The organism is Kitasatospora sp. NPDC087271, from assembly GCF_044744605.1.
Classification (GTDB): domain Bacteria; phylum Actinomycetota; class Actinomycetes; order Streptomycetales; family Streptomycetaceae; genus Kitasatospora.
On sequence record NZ_JBIUYQ010000005.1, the window covers coordinates 261,056 to 286,338 of the forward strand.

Consider the following 25,283-nt stretch of genomic DNA (forward strand, 5'->3'; position numbering starts at 1 on the left):
CCCGATCGACCGCCCGCTTCCTCCAGCGGCCGACCGGACCACGCCCGTCACCAGGTCACCAGGTCACATCCGGGGGCTCAACGGACCCAGGAATCAACGCTCCTCGTCGTGCAGCGAGTTGGTCTCCTGGATCTTCTTCCAGGACTTCGGCTCCGCCGGCAGCCGCCCGGCGTCCTGTCCCGCACCGGCACCCGGCGCGAGCGAGGCCGCCGCTGCGGCCGGCGCCGGCCCGGCGGCCGGCTTCGAGGCGGTGAACAGCCAGGTGGCGAAGAGGTCCCCGAGCTTCTTCCCGGAGACCTTCTCCGCGTACGCCTGGAACTCCGGGACGGAGGCGTTGCCGTAACGGCGCTCGGTGGGCCAGCCCTTCAGGATCTGGAAGAACTTGTCGTCCCCGACGGCGTTGCGCAGCGCCTGGATGGCCACCGCGCCCCGGTCGTAGACGGCGTTCGCGAACTGGTTGGCGGCGCCCGGGTCGCCCGGCTTGACGGTCCAGAAGGGGTCGTCGGCCGGGTGCGAGGCGTAGACGTAGTCGGCGAGTTCCTGCGCCGTGCCCTCGTCCTCGTGCTCGGACCAGAGGAACTGCGAGTACCGGGCGAACCCCTCGTTCAGCCAGATGTCGCTCCAGTGCGAGACCGAGACGCTGTCGCCGTACCACTGGTGGGCCAGCTCGTGGACGACGACGGAGGTGTTGGAGCCGCGCGCGAACTGCCGGGGGCTGTAGAAGACCCGGGTCTGGGTCTCCAGGGCGAAGCCGGTCTTGACGTTGGGCACGTAGCCGCCGACCGAGCTGAACGGGTAGTCGCCGAAGTAGCCGCTCAGCCAGTCGACGATCTCGCCGGTGCGCTCGACGCTGGCCTTGGCCGCGTCGGTGTCCTCGCCGAGGTCCTTGCTGTACGCGTTGTAGACGGGCAGCCCGCTCGGCGTGGTGTCGGTCGTGACGTCGAACTTGCCGACCGCGAGGGTGGCCAGGTAGGTCGCCTGCGGCTTGTTCTCGCGCCAGCTGTAGCGGGTCCAGCCGGCCTGGGAGACGGCACTGGTCAGGATGCCGTTGCTGATCACCTGGTTGCCGTCCGGCACCTGGACCGAGACGTCGAAGGTGGCCTTGTCGCTCGGGTGGTCGTTGCTCGGGAACCACCACCACGCCGACTCGGGCTCGCCGGCGGCCACCGCGCCGTCCGGCGTGCGCAGCCAGGCGGTGAAGCCGTACTTCTTCACGGTGGACGGGACGCCCTTGTAGCGGACCACCACCGTCGCCTGGCTGCCCTTGGCGAGCGGCCGGGCGGGCGTGACCTCCAGCTCCTGCTCGCCGCTGGTGGCGAAGGTCGCCGGACGTCCGTTGACCCGGACCTCCTGGACGTTCAGCGCGAAGTCGAGGTTGAAGCGGGAGAGGTTCTCGGTCGCCGTGGCGAGGATGGTGGTGGTGCCCTCCAGCTCGTCGGTGGCGGGCTGGTATTTCAGCCGGATGTCGTAGTGCGAGACGCGGTACCCGCCGTTCCCGTAGGTCGGGTAGTACGGGTCTCCGATGCCGGCCGCGCCGGGTTGGAAGTCGGCCGCCGAGGCGGGGACGGCCAGGAACAGGCTCAGGGCGCTGGCAGCAGAGACGATCAGCCTCTTGCGCACGTGGTCCTCCAGGGTCACTGGGACGATGGGTCGGATCGATCCATGTCCCGGTGGCTCCCGCTCCACTCCCCAATTGTGAGATGTTCATGAAAAGAAACAGGCCGACACGGCACCGCCGCGGCACCGTCACACACCCCACCGGCCCCCCGCGCCCCACCCGTCCCTCACGCCCCGACCCCTCACCCCCCGGGCCCACTCGCTCCTGACCCCCCTCACCCGCCGCCCCCTCACCCGCCGAGCGTCACCGGCGCCCGCACCAGCGAGCCGTACTCCGTCCACGAGCCGTCGTAGTTCTTCACGTGCGGGTACCCCAGCAGCTCGGTGAGCGCGAACCAGGTGTGCGCCGACCGTTCGCCGATCCGGCAGTACGCGATCACCTCGCGCTCCGGTTCCACGCCCTTCCCCGCGTACAGCGCCCGCAGTTCCTCCGCCGAGCGGAACGACCCGTCGTCGTTGGCCGCCTGCGACCAGGGGACGTTCACCGCGCCGGGGATGTGCCCGGGCACCTGCGCCTGCTCCTGCGGCAGGTGCGGCGGCGCGATCAGCTCGCCCCGGTACTCGGCGGGCGAACGGACGTCGACCAGCACCGCGTCCGAGCCGGGCTTGGCGAACAGCTCGGCCTTGCCGAGCACTTCGTCCCGCAGCGCCCGCAGCTCCGGGCGCTCGGGCCCGGTCAGCCGGTAGGCGGTGTGCTGGTAGTCCATCACCTCTTCGGTGAGCCCGCGCCCCTCCAGCTCCCACTTCTTGCGCCCACCGTCCAGCAGCCGCACGGGCCCGAAGCCGCGCAGCCGCAGCAGCCAGTAGGCGTACGCGGCGAACCAGTTGTTGTTACCGCCGTAGAGCACCACGGTGGTGTCGTCCTCCACGCCGGCCGCCCGCAGCAGGTGCTGGACGCCCTCCCGGTCGGCGTAGTCGCGGCCGACCCGGCTGTGCAGGTCGGTGGTCCAGTTCCAGCCGATCGCGCCGGGGATGTGGTCCCGGTCGTAGGCGGTGGTGTCCTCGTCCACCTCGACGACCCGGATCGTCCCGTCGTCCAGGTGGCGGGCCAGCCACTCGGTGCGGACCAGCGCCTCGGGGTGTGCGTAGCCGTTGCCGGTCATCCCAGGCCCTCCTTCGCTCTGCCCAGGCTTGGGGCGCCCGACCACGGGCACAGCGAGCCGCGCACGGGCACGGCGGGGCGCCGGCGACCGGGCCGGACAGTTCGACGCTACGCCGACCGTCCGGCCCGGGCCACCCCACTCAGGAGAAGACCACGGAGCGCAGCTTCAGCCGGTCGCCGAGCTTCTTGCCGGGGTTCATGACGTAGAAGACGTCGCCGTCGCAGTCGAAGTCCAGGAAGACCGTGGCCGTCGAGGTGGTGAAGTTCTCCGGCGCGAAGGCCGGGTCCTTCTCGGTGGCCCCGAACAGGTTGATGCACTTGCCGCTCTCCGGGTCGGCGAGCCCGGCCGGCACGCCGGGGCCGACCTTGTAGAGGAAGTCGCCGGTGGCGGCGCCGGCGGAGGTCGGAACCGCGAGGACGAGGGCGACGGCGCTGGCGACGGCGAGTGCGGTGTTGCGGAGACGCATGATTGATGGCCTTTCAGGAGGTACCTGGTGGTACCTGATGCATTGATGCGAGATCACCCTAGAGGCCCAAAATCAGCAGAAACGGTTCTCCCAAGCCACTCTTTCGGGTGGTTTAAGCGATAAAGCCGCGACCTTCATCGGGAAACCGCCACCCGCACCCGCCGCCCCGCGCCCCCGCTCAGTTCGACGGGGCCGAGAAGGAGTACCCCTGGTCGACCAGCACCGGCAGGTACGCCTTCAGCGCCGCCACCGTCTGTGAGCGGTCGCCGCCACCGTCGTGGTTGAGCACGATCGACCCCGGCCGGACGTTCTTGAGGATCCGCTCGGTGATCACCGAGGTCCCGGGCGTGGCCCAGTCCTCCGGGTCCACCGTCCAGCCCATCGGCCGCATCCCGAGCTCGGTGGTCACCCTGAGCGCGACCGGCGACCAGTCCCCGCCGGGCGCGCGGAACCAGGACGGCTGGCGCCCGGTGGTCCGGTACAGCAGGTCGGAGGTGCGCTCCAGCTCGTCCCGCACCGCCTCGTCGGACATGTGCCGCAGGTCGGGGTGGGTCCAGGTGTGGTTTCCGATGTGGTGGCCGCGGTCCGCGATCTCCCGGACCAGCCCGGTGTTCTCGACGGCGCACTCGCCGACCAGGAAGAAGGTCGCCCGGATCCCGTACTGCTGGAGCAGCGCCAGGACGGTCGGCGTGTACCGGGGATCCGGCCCGTCGTCGATGGTGAGCCCCACCACCCGCTGGCCCGGGTCGAGTTGGTTGACCGGCTTGGCCTCCTCCTCCGTGAGCCGCCGGCGGACGGGCATCGGCGGGGCGGCGGCGGGCGGGGGCGCAGCCGTGGGGGCGGGCGGGGGCGCCGCGGAGGGGGCGGACTGGGCCGCCTCCGGCCCGGAGCCCGGTCCGGAGGCCACCGGCGCGGCACCCGGCGTCCGCGCCGTGGCGCCCGCCCCGGCGTCGTCCGCGTCGCTCCAGGGGCTGCCGCAGCCGGCCGCCCCGAGCAGGGACATCCCGGCCGCGACCAGTAGTAGTCGCCGCGAGGGCATTCGTGCGTAAATCTGATGATCTGACAGCATTCTGAATGCTTCCCCCGTGTAGCGCCGCCGCTCCCCGATGGCGCCTCAGACGGGCCCGATCACCACTCCGACGGCGCAAGCGCACCCCGCCCGCCCCCGGCTTCCCCGCGACTTCCCCGACCGGACGCTCGGCCTCCCCTCCCGACCGCTACGCTGTGCCTTCCCCAGTGTGATGATCTGCCATCAGAGGACGTGGCCATGACGACAAGTCAGGACATCCCGGACCAGGGCCGGCCCGACGACGACCCCGCCGAGCTGAGCCAGTGGGAACGGTTCGGCGTCGACACCACCGCCCCGCACTCGGCGCGCGTGTACGACTACTGGCTGGGCGGCAAGACCAACTTCCCGCCGGACCGCGCGATGGGGCAGGCCATCGAGGAGGCCGTGCCGAGCGTCAAGCAGATGGCCAAGGCGAACCGCGCCTTCCAGGGCCGGGCCGTCCGCCACCTCGCCCGGGAACACGGCATCCGCCAGTTCCTCGACCTCGGCACCGGCATCCCCACCTCGCCCAACACCCACGAGATCGCCGAGGCGGTCAGCCCCGGCACCCGGGTGGTCTACGTCGACAACGACCCGATCGTGCTCGCCCACGCCCGCGCCCTGATGGTGTCCAGCCCCGCCAGCCGGACCACCTACATCCACGCCGACCTGCGCAAGCCCGAGGAACTGTTCACCGACCCGGCGCTCACCGCCACGCTGGACCTCACCCAGCCGGTCGGCCTGCTGATGATCGCCGTGCTGATGCTCATCGCCGACGAGGACGACCCGTGGGGCCGGGTCGCCGCCCTGCGCGACGCCCTGCCCGCCGGCAGCTGCATCGCCCTCACCACCCCCACCCAGGACTTCGACCCGGAGGCGGTCGGCAAGGTCACCGAGGCCGCCCGGGCCGGCGGCATGACCCTCGTCCCGCGCACCCACGACGACGTCCTGCGCTTCTTCGACGGCTGGGACCTGGTCGAGCCGGGCCTCTCCCCCGTCCTCGCCTGGCGCCCGGACGGCGAGCCGCCGGCCGACCCGAAGGCCGCGTACTACTGGGGCGGCGTCGCCGTCAAGCGCTGAACCCGCGCCGGGCCCGCTCCCACCGGAGCCCCACGGAAACCCACCTCGGGTGGGGCGGGCCGCACCGGGCCCGCCCCACCCGCGCCCTCACTTCAGCAGCCGCGACAGCCGCCGGTCCGCCAGCGGCTTCCCCCCGGTCTGGCAGGTCGGGCAGTACTGCAGCGAGGAGTCCGCGAAGGACACCTCGCGCACGGTGTCCCCGCAGACCGGGCAGGGCAGGCCGGTCCGGCCGTGCACCCGCAGCCCCAGCTTCTTCTCCGCCTTGAGCTCCCCCGCCGCCAGCCCCCGCGAGCGCTCCACCGCGCCGCGCAACGTGGCGCCGAGCGCCTCGTAGAGCCGCGCCGCCTCCTCCTCGGTCAGGCTGGACGCCAGCTTGTACGGGGACATCCGGGCCGCGTGCAGCACCTCGTCCGAGTAGGCGTTGCCCACCCCGGCCAGCACGCCCTGGTCGCGCAGCACGCCCTTGAGCCGGCGCCGGTCGCCGCTCAGCAGGGCGGCGAAGTCCGCCAGGGTGAACGCCGGGTCCAGCGGGTCGGGGCCGAGCCGGGCCACCCCGGGCACCTCGGCCGGGTCCTTCACCACGTAGACCGCGAGGCCCTTCTTCGTCCCCGCCTCGGTCAGGTCGAAGCCGTCGCCAGCCTCCCCGGCCAGGCGCAGCCGCAGCGCCAGCGGGTTCCTCGGGCTCGGGCGCGGCGGTTCGGCGGGCAGGCCGTCCTTCCAGCGCAGCCAGCCGGCCCGGGCCAGGTGGACCACCAGGTGCAGCCCGCCGGCCTCGATGTCGAGGAACTTGCCGCGCCGGGTCACCGGGCCGACCGTCCGTCCCTCCAGCGCGGTGACCGGCGGGTCGTACGTCTTCAGCGCGCTGATCGCGACCGGCTGCACCCGGGCGATGACGCGCCCGGTCAGCCGCTCGGACAGGAAGTCGCTCAGCGCCTCGACCTCGGGCAGCTCCGGCATGCGCCCAGTCTCCCGCAGCCCCGCGCCGGCCGCCCGCCCGGGGGCGTGCCTTTGCCCGGCCCCCGCGCGGGGCGCAGGCTGGAACTACGCGCCGTACCCCGCGTCCCCCATGCGCCCCCGCCACGGAGCACCGTGATGAGCATCCTTGAGGAACAGATCGACCTCGCCGTCCCCGTCCTCGCCGCCTGGGAGCAGCTGCACCGGGTGCACGAGTACCCGCAGTTCGTCGACGGCGTCCGCAGCGCCCACCCGCACGGGCGGAACCTGGCGCACCTCGGGGTGGAGGTCGACGGCACCGAGCGGGCGGTGGACACCGAGATCACCGACCGCGGCCGGGGCCGGGTGATGTCCTGGCGGACGCTCGACGAACCCCGGCTGCACGGCGCGTTCGCGCTGCTGCCGCTGGACGCCCGGCACACCCGGCTGCAGATCCGGGTGGAGTACGACCCGGAGGCGATGCACGAGGCGTTCGGCGGGCCGCGCGGCTTCGCCCTGGCCGGGGCGATCGAGCGGACCGTGCGGGGCGACCTGGAGCACTTCCGGGAACTGGTCGAGGAGCGGGTCGGCGCGGCGGGCAGACGCGGGTGAGCACGGCCGGCAGGCCCGGGCGAGCGCGGCGGGCAGCCCCGGTGAGCACGACGGCCCGACCCGCGTAAGGGCCGCATAAGCCCAGCTCAGCGCCGGTGGTGAGGCTCTTCACAGCGGACCTCCGGCCCGACCGTTTCGCTTTCAACCTGTGGCAGACTCGGATGCCATGGACATCGGCCCGGTCACCAGGACGCTCCGCGCGGCGGTCTTCGCCGCGCTGGTCGTGCTGCTCGCCGGGCTCGGCCAGGTGCTGGTCACCGGCCGCGCGCTGCCGGCCGGCCCGATGGCCCTGGCCTGCGTCGCCGTGTTCGCGGTGGCGTACGCGTTGGCCGGCCGCGAGCGCGGCTACCCGGCGGTCGCGGCGGTGTTCCTGCCGCTGGAGCTGGGTGTCAGCGCGCTGTTCGACTTCGCCCAGACCACCTGCCCGTCCTTGCCGCCAGGCTCCGCGCGCGGCTTCCAGCCGCTGCTGTGCGGCGGCGGTTCGCTGGGCGGGTTCCTGCTCGGCCACGGCGTCTCCCAGCAGACCGGCGTCCTGCTGCTCCTGCTGCTGCACGCCGCGATCGCGCTGGCCGGCGCGTTCTGGCTGCGCCGCGCGGACGCCGCGCTGGCCGGCCTCGCCCGCACCGCCCGGATGCTGGGCGACTTCCTGCACCGGCACCTGCCGGCCGCCGCCCGCTGGCTGCGGCTGCTCGCCGCGCCCGTCCCGGCCCGTCCGGTGGCGCGGGTGCCGTTCCCCCGGGCCAGCCGGACGCTGGTCCCGGCCGAGGACGTCGTCGTCCGCCCGGCCGTCCGGCGCGGTCCGCCGGCGCTCGCCCTGGCCTGCTGACAGGCGCGCGCCGCTCGGCGCCGCTCCCGGCCGGTCCTCTCGCCGCGCGCCCCGCGCGCCCGCACCCCCGCACGCCCGAGAGCACAGGACGACACCTCATGAGCAACACCCGCAAGGCCGCCGCCAAGACCAGTGCCACCGACCGCATGCGCGCCGCCCGCGCCCAGGCCGAGCGCTCCGACCGGATCCGCCGCCGGGTCGTGGTCGGCGGCGCCTCCGCCGCCGTGCTCGCCCTCGTGGCGGGCGTGGCCTTCGCCGTCGGCGGCTCCTCCGGCTCCGGCTCCGCCGACGCGGCCGCGAGCGGCCCGCTGGTCGTCCCCGCCAACACGGGCGGCCAGGACGGCACCGTGATCACCTACGGCAGGGCCGACGCCCCGCACACCCTGGAGATCTACGAGGACTTCCGCTGCCCGTACTGCGAGCAGCTGGAGACCACCACCGGCAAGGCCGTCCAGCAGCTCGCCGACGACGGCACGTACAAGATCGAGTACCACCTGGCGACGTTCCTGGACAAGAACCTCGGCGGCAAGGGCTCGCGCACCGCGCTGGCCGCCGCCGGAGCCGCGCTCAACGAGGGCGTGGACAAGTTCAAGCAGTTCCACGACGTGCTCTACGCCAACCAGCCCGACGAGCGCACCGACGGCTTCGGCGACGTCAACCACCTCCTCGACCTGGCCGGCCAGGTGCCCGGGCTGAAGACCGACGGCTTCGTCAAGGCCGTCCAGGACGGCACCTACGCGCCGTGGGCGGCCAAGGTCAACGAGGAGTTCGACAAGAGCGACGTCACCGGCACCCCGACCGTCAAGCTGGACGGCAAGAAGCTGGACGTCCTCACCGGCGGCAAGGCCGCCACGCCCGAGCAGTTCACCGCGATGGTCAAGCAGGTGACCGGATGACGGCCGCCGCCCCCGCCGCGCGGACGTACGGCGCGAGCCGCCCGTTCGCCTGGCTGCTGCTGATCGGCGGCGCGGTCGGCCTGTTCGCCTCCTCGGTCCTCACCCTGGACAAGATCCGGCTGCTGAAGGACCCGTCGTACGTCCCCTCCTGCAACATCAACCCGATCATCAGCTGCGGCTCGATCATGCGCAGCGACCAGGCCGAGGCCTTCGGCTTCCCCAACTCGCTGCTCGGCCTGGTCGGCTTCGGGGTCGTCATCGCGATCGGCGCCGGGCTGCTCTCCGGGGCGACGTACCGGCGCTGGTTCTGGCTCGGCCTCCAGGCCGGGACGGTCTTCGGCGTCGGCTTCGTGACCTGGCTGATGTACCAGGCGCTCTACCGGATCAGCGCGCTCTGCCCGTACTGCATGGTGGTCTGGGCCTCGATGATCCCGCTGTTCTGGTACACCACCCTGCACAACCTGCGCTCCGGGATCATCCCCACCGGCCGCGCCCTGCGCCCGGTCGTCCGCGAGGCGGCGCGCTACCACTGGGTCGTCCCGGCGCTCTGGTACGCGGTGATCGCCCTGCTGGTCCTCAACCGGTTCTGGTACTACTGGAGCACCCTGCTCTGATCGCCGTCCGCCGCCCCCACCCCCGGGGGGCGGCGGACCATCCTCCGCCCGAGGCCGCCCATGCGACGCAGGATCGTCCTCTTCATGTCCGTCTCTCTCGACGGCTACTTCGAGGGCCCGGACCACGACCTGGGCTGGCAGCTCGTCGACGACGACCTGCACACCCACTTCAACCAGGAACTCGCCCGGATGGGCGGCTTCCTCTCCGGCCGGGTCACCCACGAGCTGATGGCCTCGTTCTGGCCCACCGCCGACCGGGACCCGGCCAACGCCGGCCCGATGGCCGAGTTCGCCGCCATCTGGCGCGAGATGCCGAAGACCGTCTTCTCCCGCACCCTCCGGCACGCCGACTGGAACACCGCCATCGCCCGCGAGGTCACCCCCGAGGCGATCGCGGCCCTCACCACCGCCCCCGGCGGCGACCTCGCCCTCGGCGGCGCCGACCTGGCCGCGTCCTTCCTGGCCCACGACCTGGTCGACGAGTTCCGCCTCTACGTCCACCCCGTCGTCCTCGGCCGCGGCACCCTCCTGTTCCGCCCCACTCCCCACCCCGTCCCGCTCGCCCTGACCGGCACCCGCCGCTTCGCGAGCGGCGTCACCCTGCTGCACTACACCCGGGCCGGGACGGCTCCTTCGGCAGTCCCGTGAGCCCGCTGACGGCGGCGGTGCCCGAGCAGCCGGCGAGGAAGCCCGCCCGGGACCGGGGTTCGGTCGGTCTTAGACCGCGTCGAACACGAACTCCTCGACCTCGGCCAGCAGTTCGGCCCGGCGCTCGTCGTCGATGAAGGAGGCCCGGAAGGAGTTGGCGGCGAGCCGGCGCAGGGTCTCCTCGTCGAGCGCGAGGGCCTGCTGCACGGCCCGGAAGTTGTCGTCGACGTAGCCGCCGAAGTACGCCGGATCGTCCGAGTTGACGGTGACCAGCAGGCCGGCCTCCAGCATCTCGCGCAGCGGGTGGTCGGCGAGGGTGTCGATGCACCGCAGGCGGACGTTGGAGAGCGGGCAGAGCGTCAGCGGGACCTGCTCGCGGACCAGCCGCGCGACCAGCTCGCCGTCCTCCAGGCAGCGCAGGCCGTGGTCGATCCGCTCGACGCCGAGCACGTCCAGCGCCTCGGTGATGTAGGACGCCGGGCCCTCCTCGCCCGCGTGCGCGACGCGGCGCAGCCCGGCCTCGGCGGCCCGCCGGTAGACCTCGCGGAACTTGGCCGGCGGGTGGCCGACCTCGGCCGAGTCGAGGCCGATGCCCGCGATCCGGTCGAAGTACGGGCGGGCGGCCTCGAAGGTCTCCAGCGCGGATTCGGCGGACTCGTCCCGCAGGAAGCACATGATCAGCCGGGTGCTGATCCCGTGCCGCTCCTCGCTGCGCGCCAGCGCCCGGGTCAGGCCGTCGACCACCACGCCGAGCGGCACGCCGCGCGCGGTGTGCGCCTGCGGGTCGAAGAAGATCTCCGCGTGCCGGACCCCCGCCTCGGCCGCCCGGGTGAGGTAGGCGTCGGCGAGGTCGGCGAAGTCCTCCTCGGTGCGCAGCACGGCCATCAGCGCGTAGTACAGGTCCAGGAAGGACTGCAGGTCGCTGAAGGAGTACGCCTTCCGCAGCGCCTCGGTGTCGGCGTAGGGCAGCGCGACCGCGTTGCGGGCGGCGAGGGCGAAGGCGAGTTCGGGCTCCAGGGTGCCTTCGATGTGCAGGTGGAGTTCGGCCTTGGGGAGCGGCATGGGGGATCTGTCCGAGCTGTAGGGGGCGGGAGCGAAGAGTCCAGAAGCATTCATCCTACGATCCGTTCGATCACGATCGGCCTGACGGGCGCGCCCCCGGCCACCCGAACTGGTGCACCGGCCGGGGGCAGCGGGCACCCTGGAGGAGGGGGCTTCCGCCGAGGAGGTACCAGATGCGGCACGTCGAGGATCCGCACATCCGGCCTGCGGGCGTCTCCCCGCACGCCCTGGGCAACGACACGCTCCTGCACGAGCTGGAACAGCTGCACCGCACGCGCCACGAGACCTTCCTGTACGGCTCGGAGGAGGCCCTCAAGCGGCACACCCTGCGCACCGGGCAGCTGGAGGCCGAGTACCTGCACCGCTTTCCCAGCCGGCTGGTGACGGCCGGGCGGACCAGGGCCGGCGCCCGGGCCCGCGAGGCGGCGGCCCGGGTGGAGTCGCTGCCCGAGTAGACGTGCCCGCGCCACCACCGCCCGGCGGGACACGCCGGGCGGTGGTGGCGTGCCCCCGGGCGGGCCGTCGGGGAGGGTGAGAGACGCAGACGCACCGGACCCCGACCCCCCTGGGAGCCCCGCATGCCCATCGCCAGCGTCAACCCCGCGACCGGCGAGATCCTGGAGACCTTCGAACCGCTCGACGCGGCCGGCATCGAGCAGCGGCTGGCCCGCGCCGAGGCCGCGTTCCACGGCTACCGCACCACCCCCTTCGCCGCCCGCGCCGACCTGCTGCGCCGGGCCGCCGACCTGCTGGACCAGGACCGGGAGGCGATCGCCCGCACGATGACCGAGGAGATGGGCAAGCCGCTCGCCGCCTCCCGGGCCGAGGCCGCCAAGTGCGCCACGGCGATGCGCTGGTACGCCGACCGCGCCGAGGAACTGCTCGCCGACGAGCACCCGGCCCCGGCCGACGTCGCCGACTCCGGCGCCGCCCGCGCCTACGTCCGCTACCGCCCGCTCGGGGCGGTGCTGGCCGTGATGCCGTGGAACTTCCCGTTCTGGCAGGTGGTCCGGTTCGCCGCGCCGGCCCTGATGGCGGGCAACGTCGGCCTGCTCAAGCACGCCTCCAACGTGCCCCGGACGGCGCTGGCGCTGGAGGAGCTGTTCCGGCGGGCCGGCTTCCCGGAGGGCTGCTTCCAGACCCTGCTGATCGGCTCGGGCGCGGTCGAGGGCGTGATCCGGGACCGCCGGGTGGCCGCGGTGACGCTCACCGGCAGCGAGCCCGCCGGGCGGGCGGTCGCCGCCACCGCCGCCGACGAGGTGAAGAAGGCCGTCCTGGAGCTGGGCGGCAGCGACCCCTTCGTGGTGCTGCCCAGCGCCGACCTGGACGCGGCGGTGCGCACCGCCGTCCGGGCCCGGGCGCAGAACAACGGGCAGTCCTGCATCGCCGCCAAGCGCTTCATCGTGCACACCGACGTGTACGACCGCTTCACCGCCGCCTTCACCGAGGCGATGCGGGCGCTGCGCGTCGGCGACCCGATGGACGAGGCGACCGACGTCGGCCCGCTGGCCAGCCGCCAGGGCCGGGACGACCTGGAGGAGCTGGTCGAGGACGCCCGCACCCACGGCGCCCGGGTCGAGTGCGGCGGCGGGCGCCCGGAGGGCTGGGACACCGGCTACTTCTACGAGCCGACGGTGCTGACCGGCATCACCCCGGCCATGCGGATCCACCAGGAGGAGACCTTCGGCCCGGTCGCCACGGTCTACCGGGTCGCCGACCTGGACGAGGCGGTGGCGCACGCCAACGACACGCCGTTCGGGCTCAGTTCCAACGTCTGGACCCGGGACGAGGGCGAGCAGGAGCGCTTCGTCCGCGACATCCAGGCCGGCGGGGTGTTCTTCAACGGGATGACCGCCTCCCACCCGGCGCTGCCGTTCGGCGGCGTCAAGCGCTCCGGGTTCGGCCGGGAGCTGTCCGGGCACGGGATCCGGGAGTTCTGCAACATCACCACGGTGTGGATCGGCTGAGCACCCCCGGACCGCCGGGCACGAGCCGGGCACGAGCCGGACGCGGACGCGGCCGGGTCAGGACGCCACGCGGTGCCTGCCCCGGCCGGGCGTCATCCAGCGGGCGACCACGCCGACCAGGGCGAGGACGGTCGCTCCCCAGACGATGGCCATCAGCACCAGCATCGGCAGCCAGCTCACCTGGGCGCCGACCATGGCCAGGCCGAGCGAGAGCGCGACCATGAACACGACGGCGGTCGGGTTGAGGCCGAGCAGCCAGTGCCAGGCCCGCTGCACCGGGCTCCGGTGCGGCGGTGGGGCCTCGGGGTCGGTTTCGGTGTCGAGTTCCTTGTACGTCAGCAGGTCCATCGGGATCGCCTCCGGTTCTCGGGGGGCTGCCGGATCCGCGGGGCTCAGGAGGCCTTGCGCGGAGCCGTGGACTTTCCGGTCGCGGTCTTTCCCGCCGCGGCCTTCGCGGTCGCGGTCTTCGCGGTCGCGGACTTCGCGGTCGCGGACTTCGCGGTCGCGGACTTCGCGGTCGCGGTCTTCGCGGTCGCGGTCTTCTTCGCCGGGGCGGCCTTCCCGGCGGCGGCCGCCGATCCGGCGGGCTTCTTCACCGGGGCGCGCTTGCGGGGCGCGGGCTGCTGCTCCTCCGGCTGGTCCTCGTCGGGCCCGGCGGCGTGCCCCCGCCCGCCCTTGGCCCGCTTGAGGCTGCTGCGCAGCGCCTCCATCAGGTCGATCACGTTGTCGGGCGCCTCGCCCGGCTCCTCCTCGTGCGGGAGCTCGACGCCCTCCAACCGGGCCGTGATCACCTGCTGGAGCGCCCGCTGGTAGTCGTCGTGCAACTGGGCGAGGTCGAAGTCCTCGGAGAGCGTGTCCATCAGCGACCGCGCCATCTTGAGCTCCTGCGGCCGGACGGTGACGTCCTCCTCGGGCGCGATGCCGGCCGCGGGGCGGACCTCGTCGGGCCAGATGCAGGTCTGCAGCACCAGTGTGCCGTCGTGCACCCGCAGCACCGCCGGGGATTCCCGGGTGCGCAGCGCGATCTTGGTGACGGCGATCTGCCCGGACGCGGTGAGCGCGTCGCGCAGCAGGGCGTACGGCTTGGCGGCGGCCTGGTCGGCGACGCCCACGTAGTAGGCCTTGGAGAACATCAGCGGGTCGATCTCGTCGGCGTCCACGAAGGCCAGCACGTCGATGATCTTCTTGCTGGGCAGCGGCAGGTCGGCGAGGTCCTCGTCGGTGAGCGTGACGGTCCGGCCGTCGGGGGACTCGTAGCCCTTGGCGATCTCCGCGTACGGGACTTCCTTCTCCTCCCGCTCGCAGTACCGCTTCATCCGCACCCGCCCGCCGTCCTTGGCGTGCACCTGGTGCAGCGGGACGTCGTGTTCCTGGGTGGCCGAGTAGAGGTGGACGGGGATGCTGACCAGCCCGAAGCTGATCGTCCCCTTCCAGGTGGTCTGCATGGGGGTCGCTCCTTCCCGGAGTTTCCCGTTGCCGGAGGTTCCCGCCCGGCCCGGCGCCCTCCCGCCGAGGACGTGCCGAGGACGTGCCGAGAATCCCACTGTGCCCGGGTTTGCCCCGATCGGCCACACCGGGCCGACAATGGGCCGAGGAGGTCGATGCCGATGACCGTCCGGAGCCGTGCGCAGGGCGCACCACCGCCGCCGGAGCGGACCGTGTACCGGGTGGTGTACGCGGTGCGGGGCGAGGCCGGCGTGCGGCGGGCGGAGGTCGAGGTGGTGCCCGGATACTCGCAGGAGGGCGACATCCCCCGGATCCTGGCGGCGCGGCTGACCGGCCGGCCCGCGGACGCGGCGCGGATCACCGTGCTGGACCTGCGCGGGCCGTGAGCCGCGACAGGGGTCCGAGCGCCTCCGACGCATTGGCGGTGCGTCAGATTTGAGCTTTTCGCACCGCTTTTCCACCCGCTCTGACCTGGCTTTTTGCGTCCGGTTACCGAACATTTACGGATGCTCTGTTCCGATACGCGGCCGTAGAAGTTAGGTTGCACCGCAATGCGCGGGTCCGTCCCCCACCCTCCGGCGCAACGAGCCGAGGGTCGCGCCGCGCGCGGGAAAGGCACAGGGCTCATCTGATGAGTGCGGACACCACCAGGCCTGCGGCAGCCGCCCAGGTCCCCCAGCAGGCCGGGCCGCCCGGGCACGGCGGCGAGGGCCACCTGAAGGCGGGGCTCAAGAACCGCCACCTGTCGATGATCGCCATCGGCGGGGTGATCGGCGCCGGCCTGTTCGTCGGCTCCGGCGCGGGCATCGCCACCACCGGGCCGGGCATCCTGCTCTCCTACACGCTGGCCGGCGTGCTGGTCGTGCTGGTGATGCGGATGCTCGGCGAGATGGCGGCGGCCGACCCGCAGAGCGGCTCGTTCTCGGCGTACGCGGACCGCGCGCTCGGCCGCTGGGCCGGGTTCACCATCGGCTGGCTGTACTGGTTCTTCTGGGTCGTGGTGCTCGCGGTGGAGGCGACCGCCGGCGCGAAGATCCTCAACGCCTGGATGCCCGGCGTGCCGCAGTGGGCGTTCGCGCTGCTCGTGATGGCGGTGCTGACCGCCACCAACCTGTTCTCGGTGGCCTCCTACGGCGAGTTCGAGTTCTGGTTCGCCGGGATCAAGGTGGTGGCGATCGCCGCGTTCCTGGTGATCGCCACGCTCGCCGTCTTCGGCCTGCTGCCCGGCACCCACGCGGTCGGCACCAGCAATCTGACCGGCCACGGCGGCTTCCTGCCGCACGGCGTGGGCGCGGTGTTCACCGGCATGCTCACGGTGGTCTTCGCCTTCATGGGCAGCGAGATCGTCACCCTGGCCGCGGGCGAGTCGGAGGACCCGGAGCGCGCGGTCAGCAAGGCCACCAACAGCGTGATCTGGCGCATCGGGATCTTCTACCTGGGCTCGATCCTGCTCGTGGTCACCCTGCTGCCGTGGGACTCGGACGCCGTCAAGGGCAGCCCGTACGTGGCGGTGCTGGAGCACGTGGGCATCCCGGGCGCCGGCCAGGTGATGAACGTGATCGTGCTGACGGCCGTGCTGTCCTGCCTCAACTCCGGGATGTACACGGCCTCCCGGATGGCCTTCTCGCTCGGCCAGCGCGGGGACGCGCCCAAGGCCTTCGCGACCGTGACCAAGCGGGGCGTGCCGCGGGTGGCCATCCTGTCCTCGGTGGTCTTCGGCTTCGTCGCGGTGTTCTTCAACTACACCTCGCCGGACACGGTGTTCGCTTTCCTGCTCAACTCCTCCGGCGCGGTTGCGCTGTTCGTCTGGCTGGTGATCTGCTTCTCCCAGCTGCGGATGCGCCGGATCATCGAGCGGGAGACTCCCGAGCGGCTGACCGTCCGCATGTGGCTGTACCCCTATCTGACCTGGACGGCCATCGGCATGATCGGGTTCGTGGTGGCGTACATGTTCACCGACGCCGACGGGCGCAAGCAGATGTACCTGTCGCTGGTCGCCGCGGCGATCGTGCTCGCGGCCTCGGCCGTGGTGGGCCGACGGCGGCGGGCCGCGGTGGCGGCGGACTCCTGACCCGTCCGCGCCGCGCGACGGTGCCGGGCCCGGGAGCCGTTGCGGAGGCTCCCGGGCCCGGTGCCGCTCGAGGGATGCGACCCACAGTTTGACAATGGCACGTCAAAGGGGATACCTGGGCATGGCGCTCCCCCACGAGCGCTCCCCCACCCCCCGGGAGACCCCTTGCCACCCCTCCCCGCCCCCGCGTCCGCACGCCTGCGCTTCGGCCACCGGCTGCGCCACTGGCGCGAGGCCCGCGGACTCAGCCAGGCCGAACTCGGCCGCCTGCTCGGCTACCACAACTCACTGATCAGCCGAGTGGAGAACGCCCGCCGCTGGCCACCCCCGGGACTCCCCGCCCGGGCCGACGAACTCCTGCTCACCGGAGGCGAGTTGGCAGCCCTCTGGCAACCCGTCCGGCAGGAGCGGGAGCACCTCGGCGAACTCGCCGCCCCGCCCCTGCCGCCCCTCGGCGAGAGCGGCACAGGGCCCCCGACGGGCCGACCGGACGCCGCCACCTTCGCCGTGCTCGGCCACCTGCTCGACGTCTACCGCGCGGCCGCCACCCACACCGGCGGCGAACAGCTGGCCACCGTCCTCGAACACCACGCCCGCACCCTGGCCGCCTGGCAGCACGCCGCCCCGCGCGAAACCGCCCCCGCCGTCCGCTCGCTCGCCGCCCGCTACGCCGAACTCGCGGGCTGGGCCCACTTCGAGGGGGACCGCCGCACCCGCGCGCTCGGCTGGTACGCGGCCGGGCTGGAGTGGGCCCGCGCCGCCGACGACCAGCCGACCGCGGCCGCCCTGCTCGCCCGGCAGAGCACCCTGCACTGGTGGAGCGGCGACCCGGCCACCGCCCTCGCCCTGGCCGAAGCCGCCCACGCCACCGCCCGCACCCTGCCCGGCCTGCGCGCCTGGGCCGCCCTCGCCCAGGCGCACGCCCACGCACTGGCCGGCGCGGCGCCCGAGACGTGGCGGGCGCTGGCGGACGCCGAACGGCTGACCGAGGCCGCCCTGCGGGCCGGCGAGCCGGCGCCCGGGGCCGCCCGGGCCGCCCTGGTGCTGGGCGTCGCCCACGGCACCTGCCACCGGGACCTCGCCGTCCGCACCGGCCACACCGCCCACGCGCACGCGGCGGTGGCCCACCTGGGCGCCGCCCTGGGGCGCCTGGACCAGGCCGCCCACCCGCACGACCACGCACTGGTCGCCGGCCGCCTCGCCGGGGCGTACGCCCGGGCCGGGCGCCACGAGGCCGCGGCCGCCGTCCTCTCCCGGCTACCGCCGGACGCCACCGGCCGGATCGCCTACGAGCGGCGCCGGGCCCGGGCCTGGCTGGGCGGTTCGACGGCGCACCGGCCCCCGGCGGACGGCTGACCACGGACGGCTGACCACGGACCGCGGACGGCGGACGCGCCGGAGCGCCCGGTGGGGATCCCCCGGGCGCTCCGGTTCTTCGGCTCTTCGGCTCTCCGGCGGTCGGCGGTCGGCGTCAGAGCCCGGCCGCCGCCGCGGCGATGTCGGCCGCGTAGGTGCTGACCTTGGTGTAGACGCCCGGGTAGCCGGGCCGGGCGCAGCCGCTGCCCCAGCTGACGATGCCGACCTGGACCCAGCGGCCGGCCGCGTCCCGGTGGACCATCGGCCCGCCGGAGTCGCCCTGGCAGGTGTCGACGCCTCCCTGGTCGACGTAGCCCGCGCAGAGTGAGGCCGCGCTGTTCAGGCCCGGGTAGGCGTTGGCGCAGGCAGCGTCGTCGACGAACGGCACGGTCGCCTTGAGCAGATAGCGCTGCTGCGCGCCGCCCTCGGTCGCGGCGCCCCAGCCCATGATGGTGAAGGTGCCGCTGTCGTAGGCGGTGGAGTCGGTGGTCGGCAGCGTGCTCACCTGGCTGCCGCCGACCGGCGAGGCCAGCTTGATCAGCGCCCAGTCGTCGCCGCTCTCCGCCCCGGAGAAGCCGGGCGCCTGGTACACGTACGACGAGCGGACCTTGACCGCGCTGCCGCTGCGCAGGTCGACCGCGCCGGCGGTCGCGGTGATGCTGGTGTCGGCGCCGGTGCCGTTGACGCAGTGGGCGGCGGTGAGCACGATCTGCGGGGTGTAGAGCGCGCCGCCGCAGCCCATCGAGAGCCGCACCACGAACGGGAACTCGCCCTGTGCCGCCCGCGTGCCGCCGACCACGCCCGGCGAGGGCGCCGAGGGTGCGGGCGAGGCGGCGGCGGGCAGCACGAGCGCGCCGGAGCCGAGCACCAGGGTGGCCAACAGCACGATGAATCTTCCGAATTGATGCTTCATCAGGCTCCTCCATCGACAGGTCGGGGAGCACCGAGGGTGGCCCCGCAGGCGTCACGACAGGAGGGGCCCGGCCCTGCCGGTCGAAACTGGCAGGAACACGGCAATGCGGGGTTCCGGAGGAGGAGCCCCTAAGGTGATCGCCCATGCGAGATCTTGTGGCGGGGATGAAGTACCTGGTCGGGGGCCAGAAGTGGGTGGGCCGGCACGGCCGCTGGTGGGGCTTCGGCATGCTGCCCGCGCTGCTCACCCTGGCCGGGTACGCCGTCGCGCTCGTCTTCCTCGGCGGCTGGTCGAAGGACCTCGCCGACTGGGCCACCCCGTTCGCCGACCGCTGGAGCTCGCCCTGGCAGGGCCTGCTGCGCGACGCGCTCGCCGCGATCGCCTTCGGCGGCGGCCTGCTGCTCTCGCTGCTCACCTTCACCGCCGTCACCCTGCTGGTCGGCCAGCCCTTCTACGAGGCGCTGTCCGCGAAGGTCGACGAGACCGAGGGCGGTGCGCCCGCCCCGCCGGAGTCGCCACTGTGGCGCGAACTGGTGATCGCGGTACGGGACAGCGCCTATGTCCTGGTGCGGGTGGCCGCGTTCGGCGTGGTGCTGTTCGCCTGCGGCTTCATCCCGGTGATCGGGCAGACGGTGGTGCCGGCGCTGGGTTTCCTGGTGTCCGGCTTCTTCCTGACCGTCGAGCTCGCCGCCGTCGCCCTCCAGCGGCGCGGGGTGCCGCAGCGCGAGCGGATCCGGCTGCTGCGCGCCCGGCTCGGGCTGTCGCTGGGCTTCGGCACGCCGCTGATCCTGGCGTTCCTGGTTCCGCTGGTGACGGTGCTCGCCATGCCGGGGGCCGTCGCGGGCGCCACCCTGCTGGCCCGGGACCTGGCCCGCGACCTCGCCCTCGACCCGGTCCACGACGCGGCCCCGGCGGGCGAGCAGGAGCCGGAACCGGCGGCGGAGCCGGCCTCCCGGCCCGCCGCCGGAAGCCCGCACGCGACCTCCTGAGGCGGTGACCGGCCGGTCACCCTGCGCCGATCCCGGCCGTCCGGACATGTGAGGCCGCCCACACGGGGTTCGCCGTCTACGGCCCCCGATAGTGGATGGCTGCGGCCAGGGCGTCGGCCGACCACCCGGCACGGGCTCCCGTCCCACGCCGGGCCGCCCGGAACACCTCGAAGAACGCAGGCCACCACACCTCACACCCGCACATTCCGCCCGCGCCACCAGCCTCCGACCTACAAATACGCAAGTCGGACAAATTCTCCCAAAACCATCACCGCTTCTCGCCACGCCCGCCCTGCGGCTACTACCCGCCATAGTGGCAACTGCCTTTGCGACCCGTCCCCGGCCCTGCCAAGAATGGCCCGTCGCCAGGCAGCGCAGCCGGCCCCGTCCGCCGCGCAGCCGACCCGCCCCGCCACTTCCGCCGGGGCACCACGGCCGTCCCGGACGGCCGCGCGGGCCCCGCTCACCCGGGCGCCCGTGCGATGCCCCGCACCCGGTGCCACCGGCACGGCCCCCGACGGAAAAGGATTGTCCGCTTCATGCAGCTCAGCCATGCCCGCCGCAACTCCCTGATCACCGGCATCGCCACCCTCGTCGTCGCGAGCGCCGCCACCGCCGCCCTCGCCCTCCCGCAGGCCGGGAGCACCACCGAGGCCGCCGCCCCCGCGGCCGCCGTCACGGTGGACGACAACGCGGCCGCCGACCAGGCCCAGGCTGACACCGCTGCCGCTGCCGCCGCCGACCAGGCCGCCCAGGAAGCCCAGGCGCAGGCCCAGGCCGAGGCGGAGTCCGCCGCCCAGGCCCAGGCCGAGGCCGACGCGAAGGCCCAGGCGGACGCCAAGGCCAAGGCCGACGCGGACGCCGCCGCCTCCCGCTCCCAGGCGCGCCAGAACCTCACCAGCGCCCCGGCCCTCACCGGCAGCCCGCAGCAGATCGCCGCGCAGCTCGTCCCGGCCGGCCAGCTCCAGTGCTTCAGCAACATCGTGTCCCGCGAGAGCAGCTGGAACCACCTCGCCGTCAACGCCTCCTCCGGCGCGTACGGCCTGGTGCAGGCGCTGCCCGGCAGCAAGATGGCCTCGGCCGGCTCCGACTGGCGCACCAACCCGGCCACCCAGATCAAGTGGGGCCTGGACTACATGAACTCCCGCTACGGCAGCCCCTGCGCCGCCTGGTCGTTCTGGCAGAACCACCACTGGTACTGAATCGAGGCCGCCAAGCCTCGGCCCCCCGGGCCCGCGACGCAGCACGCGTCGCGGGCCCCGGCGCGTTCCGGCTGTCGTGGACGCGTCCGGCAGGCCGCGTGAAGATATGGCGTACGGTCGTACGATTTGGCGGGGATTGATCGGTATTACGCACCGTCAGAGCTTTGCCACGGTCAGCGCGTCCTCTTACGCTCCGGCGTCATGCCCTCACCCCTCATCAGCGTCGTGCTCCCCGCCTACGACCAGCACGAACAGCTCGCGGACTGCCTGGACTCGCTGCTCGCGCAGTCCCTCCAGGACGTCGAGGTGATCGTGGTCGCCGACCGCTCCCCCGACGCCGCGGGCGAGCTCGCCGACGCGTACGCGGCCCGGCACCCGCGACTGTCGGTCCTGCACCTCAACGCGGCGGTCGGGGTCGGGGTGAGCCGGAACGCGGGGGCGGCGCGGGCGACCGGCGAGTACCTGCTGTTCCTGGACGCCGACCACCAGCTGCCCCAGGACGCGCTGCGGACCCTCGCCGACCGGCTCGGGCAGACCGGCCCGGTGGACCTGCTGCTGTTCGGCCACTCCCGCCGGCACAACGACCGGGACTGGCCGGGCGGGGCGGAGTCGCTGCTCGCCGAAACCGGCCCCGAGGTGTTCGAGCCCTTCGACCAGCCCGCGCTGTTCGGCGCGCCGCCGCTGGTCTGGGACCGGCTGATCCGCCGCGGCCACTGGGAGGAGCTGCGGCTGGCCTTCCCCGACGGCCGGTACGAGGAGATCCCGGTGGTGCACGCGGCGCTGCTCGGCGCCCGCCGCGTCGCCGTGCTGGCGCGCGAGTGCGTGCAGCTGCGCCGCCGGGAGACCGTCCACCCCACCGGCTCCCCGGGCAGCGGCGTGTTCGACCTCTTCGACCAGTACGAGCGCAGCTTCGCGCTGCTGGAGGACCAGCCGCACCTGTACGCGGTGCGGGACGCGCTGTTCGTCCGGATGATCCGGCACTACCTGTTCGTCTTCGACCTGGCCGGGTGCGTCACCCGCGCCGAGCGGCCGCAGTTCTTCCACCGGGCCGCCGAGCACCACCGGCGCTTCCAGCCGCCCGGCCACCGGCGGCCGGGCGGCCGCGAGGGGATCAAGTTCTCGCTGCTGGCCGGCGGCGCCTACCCGGCGTTCGAGATGGCCAAGCTCTCCCACATCGCCCGCGGCACGCTCACCGGGCGGCGGTGACCGGACTCCGGACGTGTGCGGCCCCGCCTCCGCAGGCGGCGGGGCCTAGGCCCTGGCCGGGTGGCCGCCCGCCGACACCCCATCGGCGGTACCCCGGCCGTGGCCGGTACCCCTGCGGGCGCGCGGCTGCCATGATCGGCCGGAGCCGTCGCCGCACCCGCCCGGAGGTCCCTGGTGAGCCGTCCGTCCGCAGCCCCCGGGGCCGAGCTGGCCCGCGAACTGGCCGCCGTGCTGCGCGGGGAGGTCCGCTTCGGCACCGCCGAGCGGACCGTCTACAGCCACGACGCGTCCAACTACCGGCAGCTGCCGCTCGGCGTGGTCAAACCCGCGGACCTCGACGACGTCCGCACCGCCCTCGCGCTCTGCCGCCGGTACGGCGTGCCGGTGGTGCCGCGCGGGGCGGGCACCAGCATCGGCGGGCAGGCGATCGGCCCGGGCGCGGTGGTGCTGGACTTCCGCCGCCACCTCGGCGCCGTCCTGGACGTCGACCCGCAGGCCCGCACCGCCCGGGTCCAACCGGGCACCGTGCTGGACGACCTCCAGCGCGCCGCCCGGCCGTACGGGCTGCGCTTCGGCCCCGACCCGTCCACGCACAGCCGCTGCACCCTCGGCGGCATGATCGGCAACGACTCCTGCGGCTCGCACTCGCTCGCCTGGGGGCGCACCTCGGACAACGTCGAGCGGCTGGACCTGCTGCTCGCGGACGGCACCGAGCTGACCGTGGGCGGCCGGCTCACCCCGCAGGAGCGCGCCGCGCTCCGCACCCTGCCCGGGCGGCCCGGCGAACTCCACCGGCAGCTCCAGGAGTTCACCGACCGCAACCTCGCCACCATCCGCCAGGGCCTGCCCGCGCTGCCCCGCCGCACCTCCGGCTACCCGCTGGACGCCCTGCTGCCCGAGCACGGCCACGACCTGGCCCGCGCGCTCACCGGCACCGAGGGCACCTGCGCGCTGCTGCTCGGCGCGACCGTCCGGCTGGTCGAGGAGCCGCCCGCACGCGCCCTGGTGGTGGCCGGCTACCCCGACGAGGGCGCCGCCGCCGACGCCGTCCCCGCGCTGCTGCCGCTCGGGCCGCTCACCGCCGAGGGCATGTCCGCCGACCTGATCGCCGCACTGCTCGCCGCCGGCCCCCGCCCGCCCGCACTGGACCGGCTGCCCGCGGGCGAGTGCTGGCTCTTCCTGGAGACCGGCGGCGCCACCCCGGTCGAGGCCTACCAGGCCGCCCGCCGGCTCGCCGACGCGGTGCGCCGCGAGCGCTCCGCCTCCGTCTCCCTCGTCACCGACCCGGCCGAGCAGCGCCAGCTCTGGGCCGTCCGGGAGGCGGGCGCCGGCATCGTCACCCGGCTGCCCGGCGGCGGGGAGGCCTGGCCCGGCTGGGAGGACTCCGCCGTCCCGCCCGAGCGCCTCGGCGACTACCTGCGGGACCTGCGCGCCCTGCTGCGCCGGCACAGCCTGCACGGCGTACCGTACGGGCACTTCGGCGACGGCTGCGTGCACCTGCGGATCGACTTCCCGCTGGACGAGCCCGCCGGGGTACTGGTCTTCCGGGAGTTCCTGGAGCAGGCCGCCGACCTGGTGGTCTCCTACGGCGGTTCGCTGTCCGGCGAGCACGGCGACGGGCAGGCCCGCGGCGAACTGCTGCCCCGGATGTACCCGCCCGACGTGATCGCCCTGTTCGGCGAGTTCAAACGGATCTGGGATCCCGAGCACCTGCTCAACCCGGGGGCCCTGGTCGACCCGCGCCCGCTCGACGCCGACCTGCGCTTCGTCACCGCCCCGCGCCGCCCGCTGCCGCTCGCCCTCCCGTACGAGCAGGACGGCGGCAGCCTGGCCAAGGCCGTGCACCGCTGCGTCGGCGTCGCCAAGTGCGTGGACCCGAACACCGGGGTGATGTGCCCCAGCTACATGGCCACCGGCGAGGAGCGGCACTCCACCCGGGGCCGGGCCCGGCTGCTGGCCGAGATGCTGCGCGGCATGACAGCGCCTCCCGGCCACCAGGGCGGCGCGGCGATCGCCGACGGCTGGCGCTCGACGGAGGTCCGGGAGGCCCTGGACCTCTGCCTGAGCTGCAAGGGCTGCGCGAGCGACTGCCCGGTCCATGTCGACATGGCGACCTACAAGGCCGAGTTCCTGCACCAGCACTACCGGCACCGCCCGCGCCCGCTCGCCCACTACTCGATGGGCTGGCTGCCGCTCTGGCTGCGGGCCGCCGCCCTCGCCCCCGGCGCCGCCAACACCCTCGCCCGCTCCCCGGCCGTCGGGCCGCTCAAGCGGCTCGCCGGGATCGACCGGCGCCGGGTGCTGCCGGTCCTCCCGCCGGAGACCTTCACCCGCTGGTACCGCCGCCACCGCGCCGCGCACCCGGCCCCGGCGGGGGCACGGCCGGTGCTGCTGTGGCCGGACACCTTCTCCGACCACCTCCAGCCGAACGTGCTGCGCTCCGCCGTCGAGGTGCTGGAGCACCTGGGCTTCGACGTACGGCTGCCCGCCGGCCCGGTCTGCTGCGGCCTGACCTGGTACTCCACCGGCCAACTCGGCACCGCCCGACGGGTGCTGCGGCGCAGCCTGCGGACGCTGGCCGGCACCGGGCTGCCCGCCGACACCCCGGTGGTCGGGATGGACCCGAGCTGCACCGCCGCCCTGCGCGAGGACCTGCCCCGGCTGCTCGGCCCGGACGGCCGCCCGCTCGCCGAACGCACCCGCACCTTCGCCGAGTTCCTCGACCAGTACGCCCCCGACACCCCGCTCCCCCAGGTCCCGCTGGACGCCGTCACCCAGACCCACTGCCACCAGCACGCCGTCCTCGGCAGCGCCGCCGACCGCCGGATCGAGGACCGACTCGGCCTGCACAACCGGGTGCTGGACTCCGGCTGCTGCGGCCTGGCCGGCAACTTCGGCTTCGAGCGGGGCCACTTCGAGGTGTCCGAGGCGATCGCCGAGCGCGTCCTGCTCCCCGAGGTCCGGGCCGCCGCCCCCGACACGGTGGTCCTGGCCGACGGCTTCAGCTGCCGCACCCAGATCGCCCAACTCGCCCAGGGCCGCCAGGCCCTGCACCTGGCGGAACTGATCGCCCGGGCGCTTCGGGAGCGCGGTTAGGGCGCGGCGTGCTCGCCGAGGAAGGCCCCGGCGCGGCCGCGGCCTCCTCCTTCGTCGGGTAGCCGCAGTCGGCCGCGTCCGATGCCCTGACTGATCGCAACGGCCCTGATCCGCCGGCCCGATCCGCCGCCG

24 protein-coding genes are annotated in these 25,283 nt (G+C 74.0%); 15 read left to right on the forward strand and 9 right to left on the reverse strand.

The genetic code is table 11. The annotated features are described in order from the left end of the window. Positions 1 to 93: 93 nt before the first annotated feature. The 4 genes from ACIO9K_RS11625 to ACIO9K_RS11640 form a co-directional block, all read right to left on the reverse strand. Positions 94 to 1,620 carry a M1 family metallopeptidase gene (locus tag ACIO9K_RS11625; protein WP_400328755.1) on the reverse strand — a complete coding sequence of 509 codons (1,527 nt, stop codon included), beginning with the start codon at positions 1,618 to 1,620 and terminating at the stop codon, positions 94 to 96. 227 nt (positions 1,621 to 1,847) lie between these two features. Beyond that, entirely contained in the window at positions 1,848 to 2,720 is an 873-nt protein-coding gene (locus ACIO9K_RS11630) for a sulfurtransferase (protein WP_363581754.1), read from the reverse strand. Positions 2,721 to 2,859: 139 nt separating this feature from the next. Next, positions 2,860 to 3,186: a hypothetical protein gene (locus ACIO9K_RS11635; RefSeq protein ID WP_363623679.1), complete on the reverse strand. Its 327-nt coding sequence runs from the start codon at positions 3,184 to 3,186 to the stop codon at positions 2,860 to 2,862. A 178-nt stretch (positions 3,187 to 3,364) separates the two neighbouring features. Further along, positions 3,365 to 4,225, reverse strand: coding sequence for a polysaccharide deacetylase family protein (locus tag ACIO9K_RS11640; RefSeq protein WP_400328757.1), 861 nt, complete (start codon positions 4,223 to 4,225; stop codon positions 3,365 to 3,367). A gap of 228 nt (positions 4,226 to 4,453) precedes the next feature. Here ACIO9K_RS11640 and ACIO9K_RS11645 point away from each other — a divergent pair, with 228 nt between their 5' ends. Beyond that, positions 4,454 to 5,314: an SAM-dependent methyltransferase gene (locus ACIO9K_RS11645; protein ID WP_079135406.1), complete on the forward strand. Its 861-nt coding sequence runs from the start codon at positions 4,454 to 4,456 to the stop codon at positions 5,312 to 5,314. A gap of 87 nt (positions 5,315 to 5,401) precedes the next feature. On the opposite strand, the gene ACIO9K_RS11650 is transcribed toward ACIO9K_RS11645, so the two are convergent. Next, complete coding sequence (locus ACIO9K_RS11650; protein ID WP_363623675.1) at positions 5,402 to 6,271, reverse strand: DNA-formamidopyrimidine glycosylase family protein; 870 nt, start codon at positions 6,269 to 6,271, stop codon at positions 5,402 to 5,404. A gap of 135 nt (positions 6,272 to 6,406) precedes the next feature. Here ACIO9K_RS11650 and ACIO9K_RS11655 point away from each other — a divergent pair, with 135 nt between their 5' ends. From ACIO9K_RS11655 to ACIO9K_RS11675, 5 genes are all read left to right on the forward strand, one after another. Further along, the gene (locus ACIO9K_RS11655; RefSeq protein WP_363623673.1) at positions 6,407 to 6,859 is read left to right on the forward strand and encodes an SRPBCC family protein; all 453 of its coding nucleotides are present in this window, start codon (positions 6,407 to 6,409) and stop codon (positions 6,857 to 6,859) included. 166 nt (positions 6,860 to 7,025) lie between these two features. Next, complete coding sequence (locus ACIO9K_RS11660; RefSeq protein ID WP_363623672.1) at positions 7,026 to 7,685, forward strand: hypothetical protein; 660 nt, start codon at positions 7,026 to 7,028, stop codon at positions 7,683 to 7,685. A gap of 98 nt (positions 7,686 to 7,783) precedes the next feature. After that, positions 7,784 to 8,581 (forward strand): DsbA family protein, encoded by a 798-nt coding sequence (locus ACIO9K_RS11665; protein ID WP_400328762.1) that lies wholly within the window; start codon positions 7,784 to 7,786, stop codon positions 8,579 to 8,581. Beyond that, positions 8,578 to 9,195: a vitamin K epoxide reductase family protein gene (locus ACIO9K_RS11670; protein WP_363581740.1), complete on the forward strand. Its 618-nt coding sequence runs from the start codon at positions 8,578 to 8,580 to the stop codon at positions 9,193 to 9,195. Before ACIO9K_RS11665 ends, ACIO9K_RS11670 begins: the two co-directional genes overlap by 4 nt. Positions 9,196 to 9,279: 84 nt before the next feature. Further along, positions 9,280 to 9,843 (forward strand): dihydrofolate reductase family protein, encoded by a 564-nt coding sequence (locus ACIO9K_RS11675; RefSeq protein ID WP_400328764.1) that lies wholly within the window; start codon positions 9,280 to 9,282, stop codon positions 9,841 to 9,843. Between the two features lie 69 nt (positions 9,844 to 9,912). On the opposite strand, the gene ACIO9K_RS11680 is transcribed toward ACIO9K_RS11675, so the two are convergent. After that, on the reverse strand, positions 9,913 to 10,905 hold the full coding sequence (locus ACIO9K_RS11680) for an adenosine deaminase (protein ID WP_400328766.1): 993 nt from the start codon (positions 10,903 to 10,905) through the stop codon (positions 9,913 to 9,915). Between the two features lie 173 nt (positions 10,906 to 11,078). Here ACIO9K_RS11680 and ACIO9K_RS11685 point away from each other — a divergent pair, with 173 nt between their 5' ends. Together ACIO9K_RS11685 and ACIO9K_RS11690 are read left to right on the forward strand one after the other, a co-directional pair. Then, positions 11,079 to 11,360, forward strand: coding sequence for a DUF6158 family protein (locus ACIO9K_RS11685; protein ID WP_350883625.1), 282 nt, complete (start codon positions 11,079 to 11,081; stop codon positions 11,358 to 11,360). A gap of 123 nt (positions 11,361 to 11,483) precedes the next feature. Further along, complete coding sequence (locus ACIO9K_RS11690; protein ID WP_363581736.1) at positions 11,484 to 12,872, forward strand: NADP-dependent succinic semialdehyde dehydrogenase; 1,389 nt, start codon at positions 11,484 to 11,486, stop codon at positions 12,870 to 12,872. 57 nt (positions 12,873 to 12,929) lie between these two features. Here ACIO9K_RS11690 and ACIO9K_RS11695 read toward each other — a convergent pair whose 3' ends face one another. Together ACIO9K_RS11695 and ACIO9K_RS11700 are read right to left on the reverse strand one after the other, a co-directional pair. Then, on the reverse strand, positions 12,930 to 13,220 hold the full coding sequence (locus ACIO9K_RS11695) for a hypothetical protein (protein ID WP_400328771.1): 291 nt from the start codon (positions 13,218 to 13,220) through the stop codon (positions 12,930 to 12,932). 44 nt (positions 13,221 to 13,264) lie between these two features. Beyond that, positions 13,265 to 14,317: a Ku protein gene (locus ACIO9K_RS11700; RefSeq protein WP_400328774.1), complete on the reverse strand. Its 1,053-nt coding sequence runs from the start codon at positions 14,315 to 14,317 to the stop codon at positions 13,265 to 13,267. 162 nt (positions 14,318 to 14,479) lie between these two features. Here ACIO9K_RS11700 and ACIO9K_RS11705 point away from each other — a divergent pair, with 162 nt between their 5' ends. The 3 genes from ACIO9K_RS11705 to ACIO9K_RS11715 all read left to right on the forward strand — a co-directional run bounded on the left by ACIO9K_RS11705 (position 14,480) and on the right by ACIO9K_RS11715 (position 17,745). After that, positions 14,480 to 14,704 (forward strand): hypothetical protein, encoded by a 225-nt coding sequence (locus tag ACIO9K_RS11705; RefSeq protein WP_400328777.1) that lies wholly within the window; start codon positions 14,480 to 14,482, stop codon positions 14,702 to 14,704. Positions 14,705 to 14,949: 245 nt separating this feature from the next. Beyond that, the gene (locus tag ACIO9K_RS11710; RefSeq protein WP_363623664.1) at positions 14,950 to 16,389 is read left to right on the forward strand and encodes an amino acid permease; all 1,440 of its coding nucleotides are present in this window, start codon (positions 14,950 to 14,952) and stop codon (positions 16,387 to 16,389) included. A gap of 165 nt (positions 16,390 to 16,554) precedes the next feature. Next, positions 16,555 to 17,745, forward strand: a complete 1,191-nt coding sequence (locus ACIO9K_RS11715; RefSeq protein WP_400328779.1) for a helix-turn-helix domain-containing protein — start codon at positions 16,555 to 16,557, stop codon at positions 17,743 to 17,745. Positions 17,746 to 17,860: 115 nt separating this feature from the next. Here ACIO9K_RS11715 and ACIO9K_RS11720 read toward each other — a convergent pair whose 3' ends face one another. Next, complete coding sequence (locus tag ACIO9K_RS11720) at positions 17,861 to 18,658, reverse strand: serine protease (protein ID WP_400328782.1); 798 nt, start codon at positions 18,656 to 18,658, stop codon at positions 17,861 to 17,863. A 143-nt stretch (positions 18,659 to 18,801) separates the two neighbouring features. Between ACIO9K_RS11720 and ACIO9K_RS11725 the strand changes: the two genes are divergently transcribed. From ACIO9K_RS11725 to ACIO9K_RS11740, 4 genes are all read left to right on the forward strand, one after another. Then, complete coding sequence (locus ACIO9K_RS11725; protein WP_400328785.1) at positions 18,802 to 19,647, forward strand: EI24 domain-containing protein; 846 nt, start codon at positions 18,802 to 18,804, stop codon at positions 19,645 to 19,647. Between the two features lie 539 nt (positions 19,648 to 20,186). Continuing rightward, positions 20,187 to 20,849 carry a lytic transglycosylase domain-containing protein gene (locus ACIO9K_RS11730; protein ID WP_400328788.1) on the forward strand — a complete coding sequence of 221 codons (663 nt, stop codon included), beginning with the start codon at positions 20,187 to 20,189 and terminating at the stop codon, positions 20,847 to 20,849. 201 nt (positions 20,850 to 21,050) lie between these two features. Continuing rightward, positions 21,051 to 22,055 (forward strand): glycosyltransferase family 2 protein, encoded by a 1,005-nt coding sequence (locus ACIO9K_RS11735; protein ID WP_400328791.1) that lies wholly within the window; start codon positions 21,051 to 21,053, stop codon positions 22,053 to 22,055. A 174-nt stretch (positions 22,056 to 22,229) separates the two neighbouring features. Next, positions 22,230 to 25,151, forward strand: a complete 2,922-nt coding sequence (locus ACIO9K_RS11740) for an FAD-binding and (Fe-S)-binding domain-containing protein (protein WP_400328794.1) — start codon at positions 22,230 to 22,232, stop codon at positions 25,149 to 25,151. The last annotated feature ends 132 nt before the right edge of the window (positions 25,152 to 25,283 follow it).

Excerpts from the sequence above, each read along its gene's own strand:
- ACIO9K_RS11630 (WP_363581754.1), bottom strand. The coding sequence starts at position 2,720 with ATGACCGGCAACGGCTACGCACACCCCGAGGCGCTGGTCCGCACCGAG.
- ACIO9K_RS11635 (WP_363623679.1), bottom strand. The coding sequence starts at position 3,186 with ATGCGTCTCCGCAACACCGCACTCGCCGTCGCCAGCGCCGTCGCCCTC.
- ACIO9K_RS11640 (WP_400328757.1), bottom strand. The coding sequence starts at position 4,225 with ATGCCCTCGCGGCGACTACTACTGGTCGCGGCCGGGATGTCCCTGCTC.
- ACIO9K_RS11645 (WP_079135406.1), top strand. The coding sequence starts at position 4,454 with ATGACGACAAGTCAGGACATCCCGGACCAGGGCCGGCCCGACGACGAC.
- ACIO9K_RS11650 (WP_363623675.1), bottom strand. The coding sequence starts at position 6,271 with ATGCCGGAGCTGCCCGAGGTCGAGGCGCTGAGCGACTTCCTGTCCGAG.
- ACIO9K_RS11655 (WP_363623673.1), top strand. The coding sequence starts at position 6,407 with ATGAGCATCCTTGAGGAACAGATCGACCTCGCCGTCCCCGTCCTCGCC.
- ACIO9K_RS11660 (WP_363623672.1), top strand. The coding sequence starts at position 7,026 with ATGGACATCGGCCCGGTCACCAGGACGCTCCGCGCGGCGGTCTTCGCC.
- ACIO9K_RS11665 (WP_400328762.1), top strand. The coding sequence starts at position 7,784 with ATGAGCAACACCCGCAAGGCCGCCGCCAAGACCAGTGCCACCGACCGC.
- ACIO9K_RS11670 (WP_363581740.1), top strand. The coding sequence starts at position 8,578 with ATGACGGCCGCCGCCCCCGCCGCGCGGACGTACGGCGCGAGCCGCCCG.
- ACIO9K_RS11675 (WP_400328764.1), top strand. The coding sequence starts at position 9,280 with ATGTCCGTCTCTCTCGACGGCTACTTCGAGGGCCCGGACCACGACCTG.
- ACIO9K_RS11680 (WP_400328766.1), bottom strand. The coding sequence starts at position 10,905 with ATGCCGCTCCCCAAGGCCGAACTCCACCTGCACATCGAAGGCACCCTG.
- ACIO9K_RS11685 (WP_350883625.1), top strand. The coding sequence starts at position 11,079 with ATGCGGCACGTCGAGGATCCGCACATCCGGCCTGCGGGCGTCTCCCCG.
- ACIO9K_RS11690 (WP_363581736.1), top strand. The coding sequence starts at position 11,484 with ATGCCCATCGCCAGCGTCAACCCCGCGACCGGCGAGATCCTGGAGACC.
- ACIO9K_RS11695 (WP_400328771.1), bottom strand. The coding sequence starts at position 13,220 with ATGGACCTGCTGACGTACAAGGAACTCGACACCGAAACCGACCCCGAG.
- ACIO9K_RS11700 (WP_400328774.1), bottom strand. The coding sequence starts at position 14,317 with ATGCAGACCACCTGGAAGGGGACGATCAGCTTCGGGCTGGTCAGCATC.
- ACIO9K_RS11705 (WP_400328777.1), top strand. The coding sequence starts at position 14,480 with ATGACCGTCCGGAGCCGTGCGCAGGGCGCACCACCGCCGCCGGAGCGG.
- ACIO9K_RS11710 (WP_363623664.1), top strand. The coding sequence starts at position 14,950 with ATGAGTGCGGACACCACCAGGCCTGCGGCAGCCGCCCAGGTCCCCCAG.
- ACIO9K_RS11720 (WP_400328782.1), bottom strand. The coding sequence starts at position 18,658 with ATGAAGCATCAATTCGGAAGATTCATCGTGCTGTTGGCCACCCTGGTG.
- ACIO9K_RS11725 (WP_400328785.1), top strand. The coding sequence starts at position 18,802 with ATGCGAGATCTTGTGGCGGGGATGAAGTACCTGGTCGGGGGCCAGAAG.
- ACIO9K_RS11730 (WP_400328788.1), top strand. The coding sequence starts at position 20,187 with ATGCAGCTCAGCCATGCCCGCCGCAACTCCCTGATCACCGGCATCGCC.
- ACIO9K_RS11735 (WP_400328791.1), top strand. The coding sequence starts at position 21,051 with ATGCCCTCACCCCTCATCAGCGTCGTGCTCCCCGCCTACGACCAGCAC.